Annotated in this window: 13 protein-coding genes; 8 read left to right on the top strand and 5 right to left on the bottom strand. The window is 59.4% G+C overall.

The features are described 5' to 3' along the window. Positions 1-4: 4 nt before the first annotated feature. The 4 genes from E8E75_RS24785 to E8E75_RS24770 all read right to left on the bottom strand — a co-directional run bounded on the left by E8E75_RS24785 (position 5) and on the right by E8E75_RS24770 (position 5,583). Positions 5-2,203 carry a hypothetical protein gene (locus tag E8E75_RS24785; RefSeq protein WP_153918958.1) on the bottom strand — a complete coding sequence of 733 codons (2,199 nt, stop codon included), beginning with the start codon at positions 2,201-2,203 and terminating at the stop codon, positions 5-7. A 47-nt stretch (positions 2,204-2,250) separates the two neighbouring features. Further along, complete coding sequence (locus E8E75_RS24780) at positions 2,251-3,609, bottom strand: ABC transporter ATP-binding protein (RefSeq protein WP_162945861.1); 1,359 nt, start codon at positions 3,607-3,609, stop codon at positions 2,251-2,253. After that, positions 3,606-4,349: an ABC transporter permease gene (locus E8E75_RS24775; RefSeq protein ID WP_120655326.1), complete on the bottom strand. Its 744-nt coding sequence runs from the start codon at positions 4,347-4,349 to the stop codon at positions 3,606-3,608. The genes E8E75_RS24780 and E8E75_RS24775 overlap by 4 nt, the downstream gene beginning before the upstream one ends. 238 nt (positions 4,350-4,587) lie before the next feature. After that, the gene (locus E8E75_RS24770) at positions 4,588-5,583 is read right to left on the bottom strand and encodes a glycosyltransferase family 2 protein (protein ID WP_153918964.1); all 996 of its coding nucleotides are present in this window, start codon (positions 5,581-5,583) and stop codon (positions 4,588-4,590) included. Between the two features lie 790 nt (positions 5,584-6,373). On the opposite strand from E8E75_RS24770, the gene rfbB reads away from it, so the two are divergent. From rfbB to E8E75_RS24740, 6 genes are all read left to right on the top strand, one after another. Further along, a complete protein-coding gene (rfbB, locus tag E8E75_RS24765) occupies positions 6,374-7,438 on the top strand; it encodes a dTDP-glucose 4,6-dehydratase (protein WP_120654070.1) in 1,065 nt (354 codons plus the stop codon). Continuing rightward, positions 7,435-8,307: a glucose-1-phosphate thymidylyltransferase RfbA gene (gene rfbA, locus E8E75_RS24760; protein ID WP_120654069.1), complete on the top strand. Its 873-nt coding sequence runs from the start codon at positions 7,435-7,437 to the stop codon at positions 8,305-8,307. Before rfbB ends, rfbA begins: the two co-directional genes overlap by 4 nt. Next, the gene (gene rfbC, locus E8E75_RS24755) at positions 8,304-8,849 is read left to right on the top strand and encodes a dTDP-4-dehydrorhamnose 3,5-epimerase (RefSeq protein WP_153918967.1); all 546 of its coding nucleotides are present in this window, start codon (positions 8,304-8,306) and stop codon (positions 8,847-8,849) included. Before rfbA ends, rfbC begins: the two co-directional genes overlap by 4 nt. Next, positions 8,846-9,712, top strand: a complete 867-nt coding sequence (gene rfbD / locus E8E75_RS24750; RefSeq protein WP_120654067.1) for a dTDP-4-dehydrorhamnose reductase — start codon at positions 8,846-8,848, stop codon at positions 9,710-9,712. The genes rfbC and rfbD overlap by 4 nt, the downstream gene beginning before the upstream one ends. 127 nt (positions 9,713-9,839) lie before the next feature. Continuing rightward, on the top strand, positions 9,840-11,651 hold the full coding sequence (locus tag E8E75_RS24745; RefSeq protein WP_153918969.1) for an ATP-binding protein: 1,812 nt from the start codon (positions 9,840-9,842) through the stop codon (positions 11,649-11,651). Further along, positions 11,648-13,021, top strand: coding sequence for a sigma-54 dependent transcriptional regulator (locus E8E75_RS24740; protein ID WP_120654065.1), 1,374 nt, complete (start codon positions 11,648-11,650; stop codon positions 13,019-13,021). Before E8E75_RS24745 ends, E8E75_RS24740 begins: the two co-directional genes overlap by 4 nt. A gap of 227 nt (positions 13,022-13,248) precedes the next feature. On the opposite strand, the gene E8E75_RS24735 is transcribed toward E8E75_RS24740, so the two are convergent. After that, on the bottom strand, positions 13,249-13,695 hold the full coding sequence (locus tag E8E75_RS24735) for a DUF5064 family protein (protein ID WP_120654064.1): 447 nt from the start codon (positions 13,693-13,695) through the stop codon (positions 13,249-13,251). A 341-nt stretch (positions 13,696-14,036) separates the two neighbouring features. On the opposite strand from E8E75_RS24735, the gene arcD reads away from it, so the two are divergent. Together arcD and arcA are read left to right on the top strand one after the other, a co-directional pair. Continuing rightward, complete coding sequence (arcD, locus tag E8E75_RS24730) at positions 14,037-15,464, top strand: arginine-ornithine antiporter (protein WP_120654063.1); 1,428 nt, start codon at positions 14,037-14,039, stop codon at positions 15,462-15,464. Positions 15,465-15,482: 18 nt separating this feature from the next. Continuing rightward, positions 15,483-16,733 carry an arginine deiminase gene (arcA, locus tag E8E75_RS24725; protein ID WP_153918972.1) on the top strand — a complete coding sequence of 417 codons (1,251 nt, stop codon included), beginning with the start codon at positions 15,483-15,485 and terminating at the stop codon, positions 16,731-16,733. Positions 16,734-16,778 lie beyond the last annotated feature (45 nt).

Genomic DNA, 16,778 nt, shown 5'->3' with positions numbered 1-16,778 from the left:
TCCTTCACCCCTTTTTCCCTAATATTTTTCTCAGGATGCGGGTATATCTCCAACTTCTGCTCAAGCCGACTCGTGCCAATCGGCTACGCAGCTTATCCGCCTCTTCTGTCATTTCATGCAAGGAAGCACGAGTACGCTGTATTTCGAGCGAAGCGTCCTGCAACATTCGCTCGCGCGTATCAATCTCCTTCTGCAAGAGCGTCAGCTCGTCCTTGCATTGAATCAGCTGCTGCGCACGGCCCTCGGATTCGCGACGCGAGTCCTGCAGCAGAGCCTCGGTTCCCTTAGCTTCTCCTTGCGCGGCGGCCAGCGCCTGCTTGAGCCGTGCATTGGCATCGAGCCCCTGCTGATGCGTACCTTGCAACTCCTCAAGCGAAGTGCTCAAACGGACGCGCGCCTCGTTCAAAGCACTCAGCTCTTCACGTTGCACCGTGTTGGCGTTGATCAGATTCTGGTTGGCCTCGGTGACCTGCTGATGCAGCTGATGAGCGGCCTCAAGCTCGCCACCCAGACGGAGATTCTCCATCCTCTGCTGCTCGTTGGCCTCCGTGCTCTCACGCAATGCCTGCATGGATTGCGCTATGCGATCGTTTGCCGCAGCCAACTCAAGCTGGCTGTTCGCCTTCACCTGCTCGGCCTCCGCGCCCTTCGCCGCAGCAGCAGCGCGTGCTTCGGTGGCGGCCAGATCGAGTTCTTTCGCCAGATCCACCGCCAGCTGCAGGGAGCGATCCTTTTCCTGCACGAGCTCATTCAGCCGCTGACTGGCCGCGCGCTCATTCGCGTTCTGCTCTTGCGCCTGCTCGAGCTTGGTCTTGAACAACTCGATGCGCCCCTTCAGCGCAGTCGTCTCGCCGGAGAGCCTGGAGATTTCAACGTCCGCGCGGGCTTTGTCGCTGACCGCAACGTCCCGTTCAGACTTCAGCTGCTCTTGCCCAACCCGTACTTCTTCGAGTTCCTTCTGGTGCTTTCTGACTTCCGAAAACAGGTGATGAACCGGAGAGATTATTCTCTCGGAACGGTCGCCGCTCTGCAGAACATCAAAACTCACGCGAACCTTGCAAGCACCATCGAAGTGCTCCTGTGCCAGCCCCTTGAATCTGATCTGCGGGTCCCCTCCAGCAAAGAAATATACATCCCCCCAACGATACACTGCGTTCGTTCTTATATACTTCTTTATACTTTCCGCAGGGCGTTCGTCATACAGCAGCTCAACATCGCACAACTCGGCAATTACACTTTCCGAGCAGGGATCGAGCCTGACGTCGACGACTCCGTCGCGGGGAAGGTCGAACTCGAGCGACACCCTCTCGCTTGAGTCCACTGAAAAGTATCGGCTATCTCGCCGCGACTGGCTGAACCCTTCTCCTTCATCAAAGAAGAGCTCCGCCTCACGCAGGCCGGCCAACAAGGCAGCGTCACTGAAGAACTTCTGTGATCCTTCATAGGCGAGGTTCAACTCGTCGAAGGTGCCTAGAACACTGTCTTCGTTGCAACCTTGAGAAATCGCCAGCATGTGCGCGGAGTAGATCCTGGAAACTATCTCCGGCAACTCGCTGATGCTCTGCTCACCCACGTTCAACTGGTGACGCAGGTTTTTTTCGAGAAACTTGTCCAGCTTTTCCGCAGTTTCGTCAGCCGGACTCGGCCATTCGATATCGAGACCCTTGGCGATCCGTTGCAGCATGGCAGCAGGATCATCAAGCAGATCCTGATAGTGGGTAAATACCCTGGGAACATTGCGGGTAAATCTCTCCGCATTGATGACATGTTCCAGCCAGAGAGCCACTCCCTGTTCGATAGTCGTTTTGTTCCTGCTCAGCAGGGACCCCGCAACTTCGATGGGGTGACGATACTGGATAACTACACAAACGCTGATCCCAAGTTCATTAAAAACTTTCATCCAGAAGGGAACGAGCAGAGAAATCCGGGGATCCTTTATGCCGAAAAGAGCCGAGTCGCCAAATTCGTCCAGGATGATTTCCTTGGCTTCGGCCACCAGATCGGCCACAGCTTCGCTGGATTCCCATCCCGCTGCGGGGAGTGGTGACACGGACTTCCAATCACGGCCAATTCGAGGCAGAAGACGCCTGTCGTGGAATACCTGAATCGCTTTACTTTCAAAGTATCCCTTCTTGTTATCGGCAGCGGCACCTAGCAACTCTCGCCCCATGGAGACGCCTGCGCAGTTCAGCGCCCCGCCCATGGCGGAGGTTCCGCTTCGGTGCATCCCCAGGACAAGCAAGCACTTCCTCATGTCACTACCTTCTCATCATATCTCGCGGTCAGACCGAGATTCACCCAAGCCGTTGTGATCCGATCTGCACGGGGTGCCACTTGAAACATATAGGCGTCGAGTATCCGATGGAGGTAGCTCCGCTCCCCTTCCCGATCGGCCATTACCCCACAGTTCGTAAAGTAGGTTCCTTCCTCTAGCAGGCAGTCGAACTCCCAAGTAACCGCCCTGACTTCTCCAGCTGCAACTTCTCGAATCCAGGTATCTTTCTGCGGATAACTCCCTCCGCACAAGGCAGTCCCCTGAGTCGTTTTGATCATCATCCCAAACGACACATTCTGGGATAAGCAGTGGAATTCAATCTCGTATACGTATCGGTAACGCTTGCCATGCACCAGTCGATTGACCCTGCGTCCCTCCAGGGTTTCAATCCTGACATTGAGCAATCGTGCACCTTCTGCAGGGTACTCAACCGTGCTCTTAGGGCGGAGCCCCTCCAGAAAGAGCTCCTCCGAGTCAGCCGCTCGTTGCTGCTGAGCTGCATCGGGGGTGCTGCCCTTGGCCTGGTCTACGGCTGGGGAGAGAAGCTGGCCGGCAACGATCCCCTCGCGGATTTCCTTTCTCTTCTCGCCTTTTGCGTTCATCAGTTTGAGATAACTGGTGATCGTTTCCTTCACCGGACCATCCGCCAGCACTTCCCCGCGATCGATCAGCACAGCCCTGTTGCACATCTCGGTGATCGCTGCCTCGGAGTGAGACACGAGCAGGATGGTTTTTCCTGCCTTGCGAAAATCTTCCAACTTGGCAAAACACTTTCTCTTGAAAGCGGCATCGCCCACACTTAGTGCCTCATCGATAATCAGGATGTCCGGGTCCACATGAATGGATACGGCAAAGGCGAGCCTGGCGAACATACCGCTGGAGTAGAATTTGGTTTTCTGGTGAATGAACTCGCCAATGTCGGCAAACTCTACGATCTCATCGAGCTTTTTCCTCATTACCTTGCGCGGCACACCACGCAAGACACCCGCGAGATAGATGTTCTCCAGCCCGCTCTGCTCCGGATTGAAGCCCGCGCCCAACTCCAGCAGTGCCGAAACGGAACCATTCACCTTGACCTTTCCTTCCGACTGTCGAAGCACGCCGGCCACGATCTTGAGCAGGGTACTTTTGCCACTCCCGTTGCTTCCAAGTATCCCGACAATCTCTCCTCGCCGTATGGAAAGACCAACCCCTTTCAGCGCGTCAAACTCCTTGTGATAAGTACGACGGCGCGGATCGAGGGCCTCCTTGAGGCGATCGATGTTCTTGCGATAAACCTTATACGATTTGCGCAGACCGCAAATCGATATAACAACATCATCAGTGTTCGTCATATTACATCTGCAAAATGTGGTCGAAGCCGACGAAAGACAGTGGCACCAACAATCGCGACAATAACCGCCCATGCCCAGAAGGCCAGGGTATGGGTCCAACCGGAAGAGAAGAACCACTCTTGTCCGAACAGCGACTTTCTGTAGCCATCGACTATATAAGCCGCGGGGTTTACAAAGGCGATGACCTGATATTTCTCAGGTAGCCTGTCCAGCCCCCAGACGATAGGAGTGCACCAGAAGCCAAACTGGATACATATGGCAACGAGGTACTTTATGTCGCTAATGAAAACCACCAGCGCGGAAATCAACCACCCGCCTCCGAGCACAAGCACAAGCGCACAGAGCATGAAGTACGGAATCTGAATCCAATAGATACTCGGCCCAATCCCCATCAGCGCGAGGACACTCAGAAGCAGGGAAACCAGCACCAGGTGGACAATAAGCGCCACGAGCACGCTGATTATTGGCAATAAACTTATGCGGAAAGACACTCGACGCACGAGAAACCTTTTCCCGACGATGGAGTTGCAACAGCCGTTTATCGACTCGACCAGGAAAAGCCAGGGCAGCAAGCCAGTGGCGAGCCATAGTGGAAAGGGAGGGCCGTTCTCATTCGTTTGGCGAAGGCCCAACTCGAAAACCAGCCATATCACGACAATCAGGGAGACAGGCTGCGCGAACGCCCAGAACAATCCAAGGTAGGACGCCAGGTACTTGTTATTGAACTCATTCCAGACCATTTCAAGTATCGATCTGGAATTAGATGCAAGATATGAAATATAACCAGTCGCCACTTTCAATTTAACCAGCCCGCCAACGCGCACATTTGTTTTTCACCAGGAATCTCGTGACATTCCACACATTCGCCAAGCGATGGAGCATGGCGGAATAACAAACGCATATCCCATGAAATAAATTCCACTACAAAAACAACAGTACCTGCAGGAGCGATGACAGCGCTTGCCTCAGGTATCCGAATCATATTTTTCCAAACACGGCAGCAAGTATCAGACCCAGGTTACCCATAAAGGTCTGACGGTGTACTCCGGACTTGATGAGCCCTTTGACTCTCGGCAAGAAACTTCCGGCCCTTGCCTCTAGAAACAAATCAAGTACCCTCTTACTTTCCGGGGTCAATTCATCGCGCACTTTTTCCAGAGCACGCACATTTCTGTCATTCCATTCACGGAAGACACCCGCAAGCATCATCTGGACTCGCGCAGCACGGGCGCAGATACCCATGTTACTTCCGATCAGATTCCGACCATGCTGCCTATAGCGGAGCGAAGGACTGGAGTCGTAATAAACCCTACCGCCACACCCGCTGACGACCAGATAAACCCACCAATCGTGAGAAACCACATCGATATCGCCGGCACGACGAAGGATATTGCGGGCCGCTTCATTGAACACCATGGTGTTGCCCGCACCTATGTTCTGGACCAAGGCATTGGCAAAACAAGGAGGCTTGCCAAAGAAGGGAGAGAATCCGATTTCACGGTTCTCTTCATCCACCAGGGTTGTTCTCGCGCAATACAACGCCGGAATATGGCTTGGAATGCTGCGCAACCAGTCGACCGCGCGCTCTACCTTGACTGGCTCCCAGATATCATCCTGATCGGCAAACGAATAATAGTCGGCAGAGACTTCGGTATTCGATACCAACGACAGGAAGTTCGCGGCAAACCCACCGGCCGGCCCCGACTGAATCGACACCCGGCTTTTGCCCCATCGCTCCTGGAAACACTCGAGTATTGCCCGGGTATCGTCACGCGAGCCATCATCCGAAGCCCAGACGATCCAGTTCGCGTGATTCTGCCGCTCAATCGAACTCAATTGCTCCGACAGGTATCGCTGGCCTTGGTACGTGCACAGCAGGATCGCCACCCTGCTCTCCAAAAGCGGATAGGCCACGGTAGCATTTTTTCCATCAATTCCCGTATTCCATGCCAACTGCTTCAGTTGAAAACTCATCCGCAGATCCTTCCTATTAGTGCACAGCCGTGAACCCCAGCACGATCCATGCCGGACGCGTCAGGAAAGAGTGGGACGATCCACCGCCCATGGGTTGTCACAGCCCCCCAGACAAAAAACGTAATCATAACCAAACCTGAATCTGCCTCGAGACTCTCAATCAGAGCCAGATACGTGCACCCGCGGGAGCTTTCGAACGAATCTTGTGCACACAATGGGACGATTGCCACGGTCGAACAAGAACGCGCCACACATTCCCTTAGCGCTTCTCTGCTCTTGTATTTCGCTGAATAAAACACATAAAAGCTGCTGCAAGATCAGGAACTATCAGTGTAAAACCAAAACCTTCAGCAGCGCTCTGGACTCACATTACAAAATAAGTTTGCACTGCGTGGATTTATGTTTCGACACATAAGCCATGAATTCTCTCGATTGACGCAGGGCGTAAATTCCTTTAGATATTCGCAGGCAAAAAAGACGAATCAGTACTTTTCAATTTCCCAACTGCTACTTGTAAATGCTCGCACAGCGTCGCTGCGAAGCCCTGTCGAATGGCACATTTCCGACCACGTAATAACCACCAGAAAGCCTTTTATGGCGGTTTGCTGTCAACCTGTCCCGACAGAACGTCTTCAAGGCGGCCGTTATGCTACCATCTTCGCCCGCCGGACCTGTCCCAGGATTAGAGCGATTTCTCTTGCCGGTGCGTCAGCGCCTGCCCAACAGCAATATGAAACTGGCTGCCGCCATCGGCTTCCCAGTCTCCGTATCAGTACGAGTCAGGTTATAAATGCGAATCATTATTACTGGAGGAGCCGGATTTATCGGCTCAGCACTAATCCGCCATCTGATCGCTGGCACTGAGCACGAAGTGCTCAACATCGATAAGCTCACCTACGCGGGCAATCTGGAATCCATCGAGTCGGTTGCCAGCAATCCCCGCTATGGTTTCCTGCAGGCCGACATCGCAGACAGTGCGGCCGTGGGCGCTGCCTTGGCGAGCTTCCAGCCTGATGCGGTGATGCACCTTGCCGCCGAATCCCACGTGGACCGCTCCATCGACGGCCCCGCGGCATTCATTCAGACCAACATCGTCGGCACCTACAGCTTGCTGGAGAGCGTAAGGGCCTACTGGCTGGGACTGGATGAGCAACGCAAGGCGGCCTTCCGCTTCCACCACATCTCCACCGACGAGGTCTACGGTGACCTTCACGGCGTCGACGATCTGTTCACGGAAACGACGCCCTATGCCCCCAGCTCGCCCTACTCCGCCAGCAAGGCCGCGTCCGACCACCTGGTTCGCGCCTGGAATCGCACCTATGGCCTGCCCGTGCTGCTGACCAATTGCTCGAACAACTATGGTCCCTACCATTTCCCTGAAAAGCTCATCCCGCTGATCATCCTCAACGCGCTCGAAGGGAAGCCGCTGCCTGTCTATGGCGACGGCCAGCAGGTGCGTGACTGGCTGTTCGTCGAAGACCATGCCCGCGCATTGGTGGAAGTGGTCACGCGCGGCACGGTGGGGGAGACCTACAACATCGGTGGCCACAATGAGCAGAAGAACCTCGATGTGGTGCGCACCATCTGCGGCCTCCTGGACGAACTCGCGCCGCAGAAGCCGTCTGGCATCTCCCGCTTCGAAGAGCTGATCACCTTCGTCAAGGACCGCCCGGGCCACGACCTGCGCTATGCCATCGACGCCAGCAAGATCGAGCGGGAGCTGGGCTGGGTGCCGGCCGAGACCTTCGAGACAGGCCTGCACAAGACCGTTGAGTGGTATCTGGACAATCTGCAATGGTGCCGACGCGTTCAGGACGGCAGCTATCAACGAGAAAGACTGGGAGCAACAGCATGAAAGGGATAATTCTCGCCGGTGGTTCCGGTACCCGACTGCATCCGATCACCTTGGGGGTGTCCAAGCAGTTGCTGCCGATCTACGACAAACCGATGGTCTACTATCCGCTTTCGGTCCTCATGCTCGCCGGAATTCGCGAGATCCTGCTGATATCCACACCCCACGACCTGCCGCAGTATCGCAATCTGCTGGGAGACGGGAGTCAGTTCGGCGTCGCCATCAGCTATGCCGTCCAGCCCTCCCCCGATGGCCTGGCACAGGCCTTCCTCATTGGCGAAGAATTCATCGGCGACGACTCGGTTTGCCTGATCCTTGGCGACAACATCTTCCACGGCCAGCATTTCTCCGACCAGCTCAAGCGCGCCGCCAGCAATTCGTCTGGTGCAACGGTCTTCGGCTACTGGGTGAATGACCCCGAGCGCTTTGGTGTCGTTGAGTTCGACAACAGCAATCGCGTGATCTCCATCGAGGAGAAGCCGCTGAAGCCTCGCTCCAGCTACGCCGTCACTGGCCTGTACTTCTACGACAATGACGTGATTGAAATCGCCAAGGCGGTGAAGCCTTCCGCTCGCGGCGAACTCGAGATCACCGATGTCAACAATGCCTATCTTCACCGTGGCGACCTGCGCGTCGAGCGCCTGGGTCGTGGCTTCGCCTGGCTCGATACCGGCACCCATGACAGCCTGCTGGAAGCAGCCCAGTACGTGCAAACCATCGAGCACCGCCAGGGCCTGAAGGTCGCGTGCCTGGAAGAGATCGCCTTCCAGAATGGCTGGATCGACAAGACCCAGTTGATAAGCCAGGCCAAGGCATTCGGAAAAACGGGCTACGGCCAGTATCTGTACAAGCTGGCAGGTGAAGTCGAATGAAAGTGGTAGCCACTGCACTCCCTGGCGTATTGATCCTCGAACCCACGGTGTTCGGAGACGAGCGCGGGTTCTTCTACGAAAGCTTCAACGCCCGCAATTTCGCGGAAGCCGCCGGTGTCGAGCGCGAGTTCGTCCAGGACAACCACTCGCGCTCCCAGCGCGGTGTCCTGCGTGGCCTGCACTATCAACTGCAGCAGGCGCAGGGCAAGTTGGTGCGGGTGGTCCACGGCGAGGTATTCGACGTGGCGGTGGACATTCGCCGCAACTCGCCTACCTTCGGCCGCTGGGTGGGTGTCCACCTCTCCGCCGAGAACAAGCGCCAGCTCTGGGTACCCGAAGGTTTCGCCCACGGCTTCCTGGTACTGAGCGAGTACGCCGAGTTCCTCTACAAGACCACCGACTACTACGCGCCCGAGCACGAGCGCTGCATTCGCTGGGATGATCCGGACCTCGCCATCGACTGGCCGTTTGCGGAGGCCCCGCAGCTCTCCGCCAAGGACCAGGCCGGTGCCAGCTTCAAGGACGCGGACGTTTTCGAATGAAGATCCTCGTCAATGGCAGCAGCGGCCAGGTCGCTCGCGAGCTGAAACGCGTCCTGGCCGGCAAGGCCGAGGTCACTGCCCTCGGTCGTGACCAACTCGACCTTGCCGATCCAGAGCAGATCCGTCAGCGGGTGCGTGGCGAAGCGCCCGACCTGCTGATCAATGCCGCCGCCCATACAGCCGTGGACCTGGCCGAGAGCGAGCCGGAAGCCGCCTTCGCCCTCAATGCCACCGCGCCGCGCGTGCTGGCAGAGGAAGCTGCGGCGCTCGGTATCCCGCTGTTCCACTACTCCACCGACTACGTGTTCAATGGCAGCGGCACCGCGGCCTATACCGAAGCGGACGCCCCCCATCCGCTGGGCGTCTACGGCCAGAGCAAGCTCGCTGGCGAGCAGGCGATCCAGGCTGTCGGCGGGCAATACCTGATTCTCCGTACCAGCTGGGTGTATTCACTGCATGGGCGCAACTTCCTGCTCACCATGCAGCGCCTGCTGCAGGAGCGCGAAGAGCTGCGAGTCGTGGATGATCAGGTGGGGGCGCCGACCTGGGCTGGCAGCATTGCGCAAGCCACTAGCCAGTTGATTGACAAGTGGCAGGCGGGCAACCGCAATTGGGGCATCTACCACCTGACCAATCAGGGCGAGACATCCTGGTTCGGCTTCGCCAGCGCGATTGCTGACCAGTTGAAAGCTGCCGGCAAACCCTGCGCGCGCCTGGTGCCCATTCCTTCCAGCGAGTACCCGACGCCCGCCAAGCGCCCCCTGAACTCGCGTCTGGACGGCCGCAAGCTGGCGCAGGACTGGCAGGTCAGCCTGCCGGACTGGCGCACTGCCTTGGCAGAGTGCCTGCGCCAGCCACGCTGACTCCTTGGGGAGGACTGAGCCTGGAGTTCGCTCCTCCCCTCGCTTTACCACCTCTCGTATCTGCCACATCACCGGCACCGGGCGTCGATGCCATAATGCGCCTCATCGACCGGCGCACAGTGACCGCATGACTGCCACCCCAATCCCCCACCGCCCACGCTGGCGCAGCCTGGTGCTGTTGGCGCTGCTGCTGGCGCCACTGTTCTGGCCGCTGCAGCATTTCAGCGAGCGCTACTACAGTGATTCTCTGGCTGAGCAGAATCGCCAGACCCTCGATTTGTACGTCGCCAACCTGTTGGGCACCCTGCACCGATACGAGGTGCTGCCGCCCATCCTGGCCGACCTGCCGCCGCTGCGTGACCTTCTGGCCGCTCCGGACAGCGCAACCCTGCAGGCCGAAGCCAACCGAGTGCTGGCGGAGGTCCGTAAGGACACAGGGGCCGATGTGATCTACCTGATGAGCCCCGCCGGCCTCACACTGAGCTCCTCAAACTGGGATCAGTCAGACAGTTTCGTCGGCCGCAGCTTCACCTTCCGCCCCTATTTCCGCGAAGCACTCGCAGGCAAGCAGGGGCGCTTCTTCGGCCTCGGTACCACCTCGCGTAAGCGCGGTTACTTCTTCGCCAGCCCGGTGCGCAATGGCTCGCGGATCATCGGCATTCTCGTGGTGAAGGTGGATCTGGACGACGCCGAAACCCTCTGGGGCAAGACCCCGGAGCAGCTCATGGTGACTGATGCCAACGGCGTGGTGATCATCTCCTCGCGCAGCGACTGGCGCTTCCATGCCACCCGCCCGCTGGATAACGCCGAACGTGCAGCCATAGTCGCCAACCAGCCCTACCCGACCCAGGCGCCGCCACCACTGAAGCTGGACGACAACGCCTGGCTCACCCAGAGCCGCGAGCTCCGCGAAACCGGGCTGACCGCCAGCATCCTGGCCCCACGCCAGCTCGTCGACCGCCAGGTGACCATCACGGTCGCCATCGGTGGCGCCTCCCTGCTGACCCTGCTGCTGCTGCTCGGCCTGATGATGCAACGCCGCCGCCACTACCTCGATCGAATAGCCCTCGACGCCAGTGCCCGCCGCGAGCTGGAAATGCGCGTGCTGGAACGCACCCAGGACCTCGAGGCGCTGAACAGCCGCCTGAAGGACGAGGTACTGGAGCGCGAGCAGGCCCAGCAGGAGCTGGTCAGCGCCCAGGACGAGCTGGTGCAGGCGAGCAAGCTGTCCGCCCTGGGCACCATGTCGGCGAGCATCAGTCACGAGCTGAACCAGCCCCTGGCGGCGATCCGTAGCTACGCCGACAACGCTGGGGTGCTACTGGACCACCAACGCATCGATGATGCTCGCGGCAACCTGCGCCAGATCAGCGAGCTGACCGGCCGCATGGCCTCGATTATCGCGCACCTGCGCGCCTTCGCCCGCCGCGATCGCCACGCCCCGGAAAGCGTCGCTCTGCAGCCCGCCCTGGACGATGCCCTGGCCCTAGTCGCTCAGCGCCGCCGAGCCATGGATGTGGAATTGATCCGCGATCTGCCAGACGCACCGCTGTGGGTCCAGGCCGGTGAAACCCGTCTGCGCCAGGTGCTCGGCAATCTGCTCGCCAATGCCCTCGATGCGCTCAAGGAAAAGCCCCAGCCTCGCCGCATCTGGCTGAGCGCCGAAACCACCGCCGACGGCGTGGAGCTGCACCTGCGCGACAACGGCCCCGGCTTTTCCGAAGAGGCCCTGCGCCATGCCCGCGAGCCCTTCTTCACCACCAAGACCAGCGCTCAGGGCCTTGGCCTGGGGCTGGCCATCTGCGATAGCCTGATGCGCGCCCTCGGTGGCGAGTTGCTGTTCGCCAACCACCCCGACGGTGGCGCCCTGCTCACACTGCGCATGCGCAACGCCGCCCCCGGCGTCATCCCACAGCCTCCTGAGGACCTCTCTGCATGACCACCGCCCTTGATGCCCGAACCCAGGTGCTGCTGATCGACGACGACCCGCACCTGCGCCAGGCCCTCAGCCAGACCCTCGACCTGGCCGGTCTCAAGGTGCAAACCCTCGGCGACGCCCAGGGCGTGGCAGAGAAGATCGACAAGGATTGGCCGGGCGTGGTGGTCACCGATATCCGCATGCCCGGCATCGACGGCCTCGAGCTGCTGAAGCAACTGCGTGAGCGAGATCCTGACCTGCCGGTACTGCTGATCACTGGCCATGGCGATGTTCCGCTCGCCGTCCAGGCCATGCGAGCAGGTGCCTATGACTTCCTGGAAAAGCCTTTCCCCAGCGACCAGTTGCTGGACAGCGTGCACCGCGCCCTGGACCTGCGCCGCCTGGTGCTGGAAAACCGCAGCCTGCGCATGGCCCTGTCCGATCGCCAGCAACTGAGCGGCCGACTGGTGGGGCAATCACCCGCCATGCAGCGTTTGCGCGAGCAGATCGGCGCCCTCGCCGCCACCAATGCCGACGTGCTCATCCTGGGTGAGACCGGAGCCGGCAAGGAAGTGGTGGCGCGTGCCCTGCACGATTTGTCGGCGCGCCGCGACGGCCCCTTCGTCGCCATCAATGCCGGAGCCTTGGCCGAATCGGTGGTGGAGAGCGAGCTGTTCGGCCACGAGCAAGGCGCATTCACCGGTGCGCAAAAGCGCCGCATCGGCAAGTTCGAATTCGCCAACGGCGGCACGGTGTTCCTCGATGAGATCGAAAGCATGAGCCTGGACGTCCAGGTCAAGCTTCTGCGCCTGCTGCAGGAGCGCGTGGTGGAGCGCCTTGGCGCCAACCAGTTGATCCCTCTGGATATCCGCGTGATCGCTGCCACCAAGGAAGACCTGCGCCACGCCGCCGACCAGGGTCGCTTCCGCGCAGACCTCTACTACCGCCTCAACGTTGCCAGCTTGCGTATTCCGCCCCTGCGCGAGCGCGGTGAGGACGCCCTGACACTGTTCCAGCATTTCGCCGACGCTGCCCGCAACCGCCACGGCATGGCCCAGCGCAGCCTCGACAGCAGCCAGCGCGCCCTGCTGCTGACCCACGGCTGGCCGGGCAACGTGCGTGAGCTGCAGAACGCCGCGGAGCGCTTCGCACTGGGTCTGGACCTGAATCTGGACAACACGCCCGCCGACCTGCCGAAAGTGGAAGGTGGCCTCAGTGAACAGGTCGAGGCCTTCGAGCGCGCCTTGATCGCTGCGGAACTGACCCGCCCCCATGGCTCGCTGCGCAGCGTGGCCGAAGCACTCGGCCTGCCACGCAAGACGCTCTCGGACAAACTGCGCAAGCACAGCCTCAGCTTCAGTGGCGGGAATCCCGCAGAGGAGCAGGATTGATCGGCAAGATTCCGCTCACAAATCGCTCGCCTTAGCCACGAAGGAACCCGGAATAGAGCGGCCGCCACACAGTGGCACAAGGCTTGCCGCAAGAATGGCAATCCCTGCGTTGCGCAGGGTCAGGAGGATGGGCCCGCCAGGGTCTGGCCTCTCCCCAAGCCGGCCACAAGCCAGCCAAGGGGTTCTCCTCTCGACGCCCACGGGCCAAGCCCAAGGGCACCACCCAGCTACCCGCAGGGTGATCGAAGCCCGGCCATGTGCCGGGCTTCTTCATTTCCGGGTGCCCATGGGCGCTCGAGCATGACGCGCTCCAGGTCCACCGACTGGCCGGGCACAACGCCCAGCCGCTCGCGCAGGTCGGCATAGGCCTTTTCGAAGTCGGCACGCAGTTCGGGCATCGCGGCAAGCCCTGGCCGGAGGCCGTATTTGCGCAGGCGCAGTCCAGCACTGTGAAGAAAGTTGTAGGCGACATCGCCGTGTAAGGAAAAGTGCTCCCGCACCGGCTTTCCGGCGATTTGCCCATGCAGTTCGAAGCTCACGAACTGGCCTTTTTCACGTTTTTCGAGTTGATAATCCAGCGCTAGTTCATAGGCCGGGATTCGTCCAACAGAGTCTTGCCTAATGGCAATAGGCCCTACTTTGAACGTGCTCCCTCCTGTCGAAATTTCAACCACTTCCTAATTAAAAAATCGCCCCTTATAGCGAAATAACCATGCACAAATATGTAATTTCCTACATGAAATATGGTGGTTAGCTGTAGGAATCCACTTCGTGCAAGTTGCAACTTGAAGGCCCGGCAAAACCGGCTAGTTTGTATTAGGCATCGCTCAGGATGGCATGCCAAACCCTCTAGATTGCTCGTTTCTGGGCAGCGATTCGCAGTACCTCCCTCCCATCTACGACAGTAAGGAAATTGTCCGCATGACTCATTAGCTAGCTATTGATCTGGATCAGAACGCAGTCAACAGACCACGCGCTCAATAGGCACAGTTCCTACTCCGGATGGAGGTGCAAAATGTCAGAATCGTCCGACAAACTTAAACTAGGTGCCTTAGTGGCCCTGGTTGTCGGTTCAATGGTGGGCGGGGGTATTTTCTCGTTACCGCAGAACATGGCAGCCAGTGCCGACGTCGGCGCCATTCTCATCGGCTGGGGCATCACCGCGGTGGGCATGCTCACCCTGGCATTCGTCTTCCAGACCCTGGCCAATCGCAAGCCGAACCTCGACGGCGGGGTTTATGCCTACGCCAAGGCGGGCTTCGGCGACTACATGGGCTTTTCTTCGGCCTGGGGTTACTGGATCAGCGCCTGGCTGGGCAACGTCGGCTACTTCGTGCTGCTGTTCAGCACCCTGGGCTACTTCTTCCCGATCTTCGGGGAAGGCAACACGCTCGCGGCCATCATCGGTGCCTCCATCGTCCTTTGGGCCGTGCACTTCCTGGTACTCCGCGGGATCAAGGAAGCAGCCTTCATCAACATGGTGACTACCGTCGCCAAAGTGGTGCCGCTGTTCCTGTTCATCCTCATCTGCCTGTTCGCCTTCAAGCTGGACATTTTCACCGCTGACATCTGGGGCTCGAAGAACATCGAGCTGGGCAGCGTGATGAATCAGGTTCGCAACATGATGCTGGTCACCGTCTGGGTGTTCATCGGCATTGAAGGCGCGAGCATTTTCTCCGCACGCGCCGAGAAGCGCAGCGACGTGGGCAAGGCCACCGTGCTGGGCTTCATCATCGTGCTGCTGCTCCTGGTACTGGTGAACGTACTGTCGCTCGGCATCATGACTCAGCCGGAACTGGCCAAGCTACAGAACCCGTCCATGGCGGCGGTGCTCGAGCACGTGGTCGGCCACTGGGGCGCTGTGCTGATCAGCGTCGGCCTCGTCATCTCCCTGGTCGGTGCCCTGCTTTCCTGGGTGCTGCTCTGCGCCGAGATCCTTTTCGCCGCGGCCAAGGACCACACCATGCCGGCCTTCATCCGCAAGGAGAACGCCAACCAGGTGCCGGCCAACGCGCTGTGGCTGACCAACGCCATGGTGCAGCTGTTCCTGATCATCACGCTGTTCAGCGCCAGCACCTACCTGTCGCTGATCTACCTGGCGACTTCCATGATCCTGGTGCCCTACCTCTGGTCCGCTGCCTATGCGGTGCTGTTGCCCCTGCGCGGCGAAACCTACGAGCAGGATGCCAAGGACCGGAGCAAGGACCTAATCATCGGCGCCATCGCCCTGGTCTACGCCGTCTGGTTGCTTTATGCCGGTGGCGTGAAGTACCTGCTGCTCTCCGCCCTGCTCTATGCACCGGGCGTGATCCTCTTTGCCAAGGCCAAACGGGAAGTTGGCCAACCGGTATTCACCAATGTCGAGAAGCTGATCTTCGCCGCCGTGGTAATCGGCGCGCTCGTAGCGGCCTACGGGCTCTACGACGGCTTCCTGACCCTGTAACTCGTAAGGAGACCTGCCATGTCCAAAGTCAAACTCGGCGTTCATTCGGAAGCCGGCAAATTGCATAAGGTAATGGTCTGCTCGCCGGGGCTCGCGCACATGCGTCTGACCCCCAACAACTGCGACGAGCTGCTGTTCGATGACGTGATCTGGGTAAACCAGGCCAAGCGCGACCACTTCGACTTCGTCACCAAGATGCGTGAGCGCGGCATCGATGTACTGGAAATGCACAACCTGCTCACCGACATCGTGCAGAACAAGGAAGCCCTGAAGTGGATTCTCGATCGCAAGCTCACCAACGATCAGGTCGGCGTCGGCCTGGTCAATGAAGTGCGCTCCTGGATCGAAGGCCTGGAGCCGCGCAAGATCGCCGAATTCCTCATCGGCGGCGTCGCCGGCTCTGACCTGCCGGAAAGCGAAGGCGTCAGCGCCATCAAGATGTATCGCGACTACCTGGGCCACTCGAGCTTCATCCTGCCACCGCTGCCCAACACCCAGTTCACCCGTGACACCACCTGCTGGATCTACGGCGGTGTGACGCTCAACCCGATGTACTGGCCGGCCCGTCGCCAGGAAACCCTGCTGACCACCGCCATCTACAAGTTCCACCCGACCTTCACCGAGGCCGAGTTCGAGGTCTGGTACGGCGACCCCGACAAGGACCACGGGATGTCCACCCTCGAGGGCGGTGACGTAATGCCCATCGGTAACGGCGTTGTACTGATCGGCATGGGCGAGCGCACTTCCCGCCAAGCCATCGGCCAACTGGCCCAATCGCTGTTCAGCAAGGGCGCGGCGCAGAAAGTCGTCGTTGCCGGCCTGCCCAAATCCCGCGCCGCCATGCACCTGGACACCGTGTTCACCTTCTGCAACCGCGACCTGGTCACCGTCTTCCCCGAAGTGGTCAAGGAAATCGTGCCCTTCGTCCTGCGTCCGGATGAAAGCCGTCCGTACGGCATCGACATCCGACGCGAAGACAAGGACTTCATCTCCGTGGTGGCCGAGTCCCTCAACCTGAAGAAACTGCGTGTGGTGCAAACCGGCGGCGACGCCTTCGAAGCCGAGCGCGAGCAGTGGGACGACGGCAACAACGTTGTCTGCCTGGAGCCCGGCGTGGTGGTCGGCTACGACCGCAACACCTACACCAACACCCTGCTGCGCAAGGCCGGTGTCGAAGTGGTCACCATCAGTGCCAGTGAACTGGGCCGTGGCCGTGGCGGCGGCCACTGCATGACCTGCCCGATCCTGCGCGACCCGATCGACTACTGAGTTCCCGCCCCCCGGCGGCTCCCAATCCGGAGCCGCCCGCCCCGC

Origin of the sequence: Pseudomonas sp. BN606, assembly GCF_029873115.1 — a bacterium.
Lineage (GTDB): Bacteria > Pseudomonadota > Gammaproteobacteria > Pseudomonadales > Pseudomonadaceae > Metapseudomonas.
Note: the sequence above shows the minus strand (reverse complement) of the source record. Positions and strands in the feature narration are given on the sequence as shown.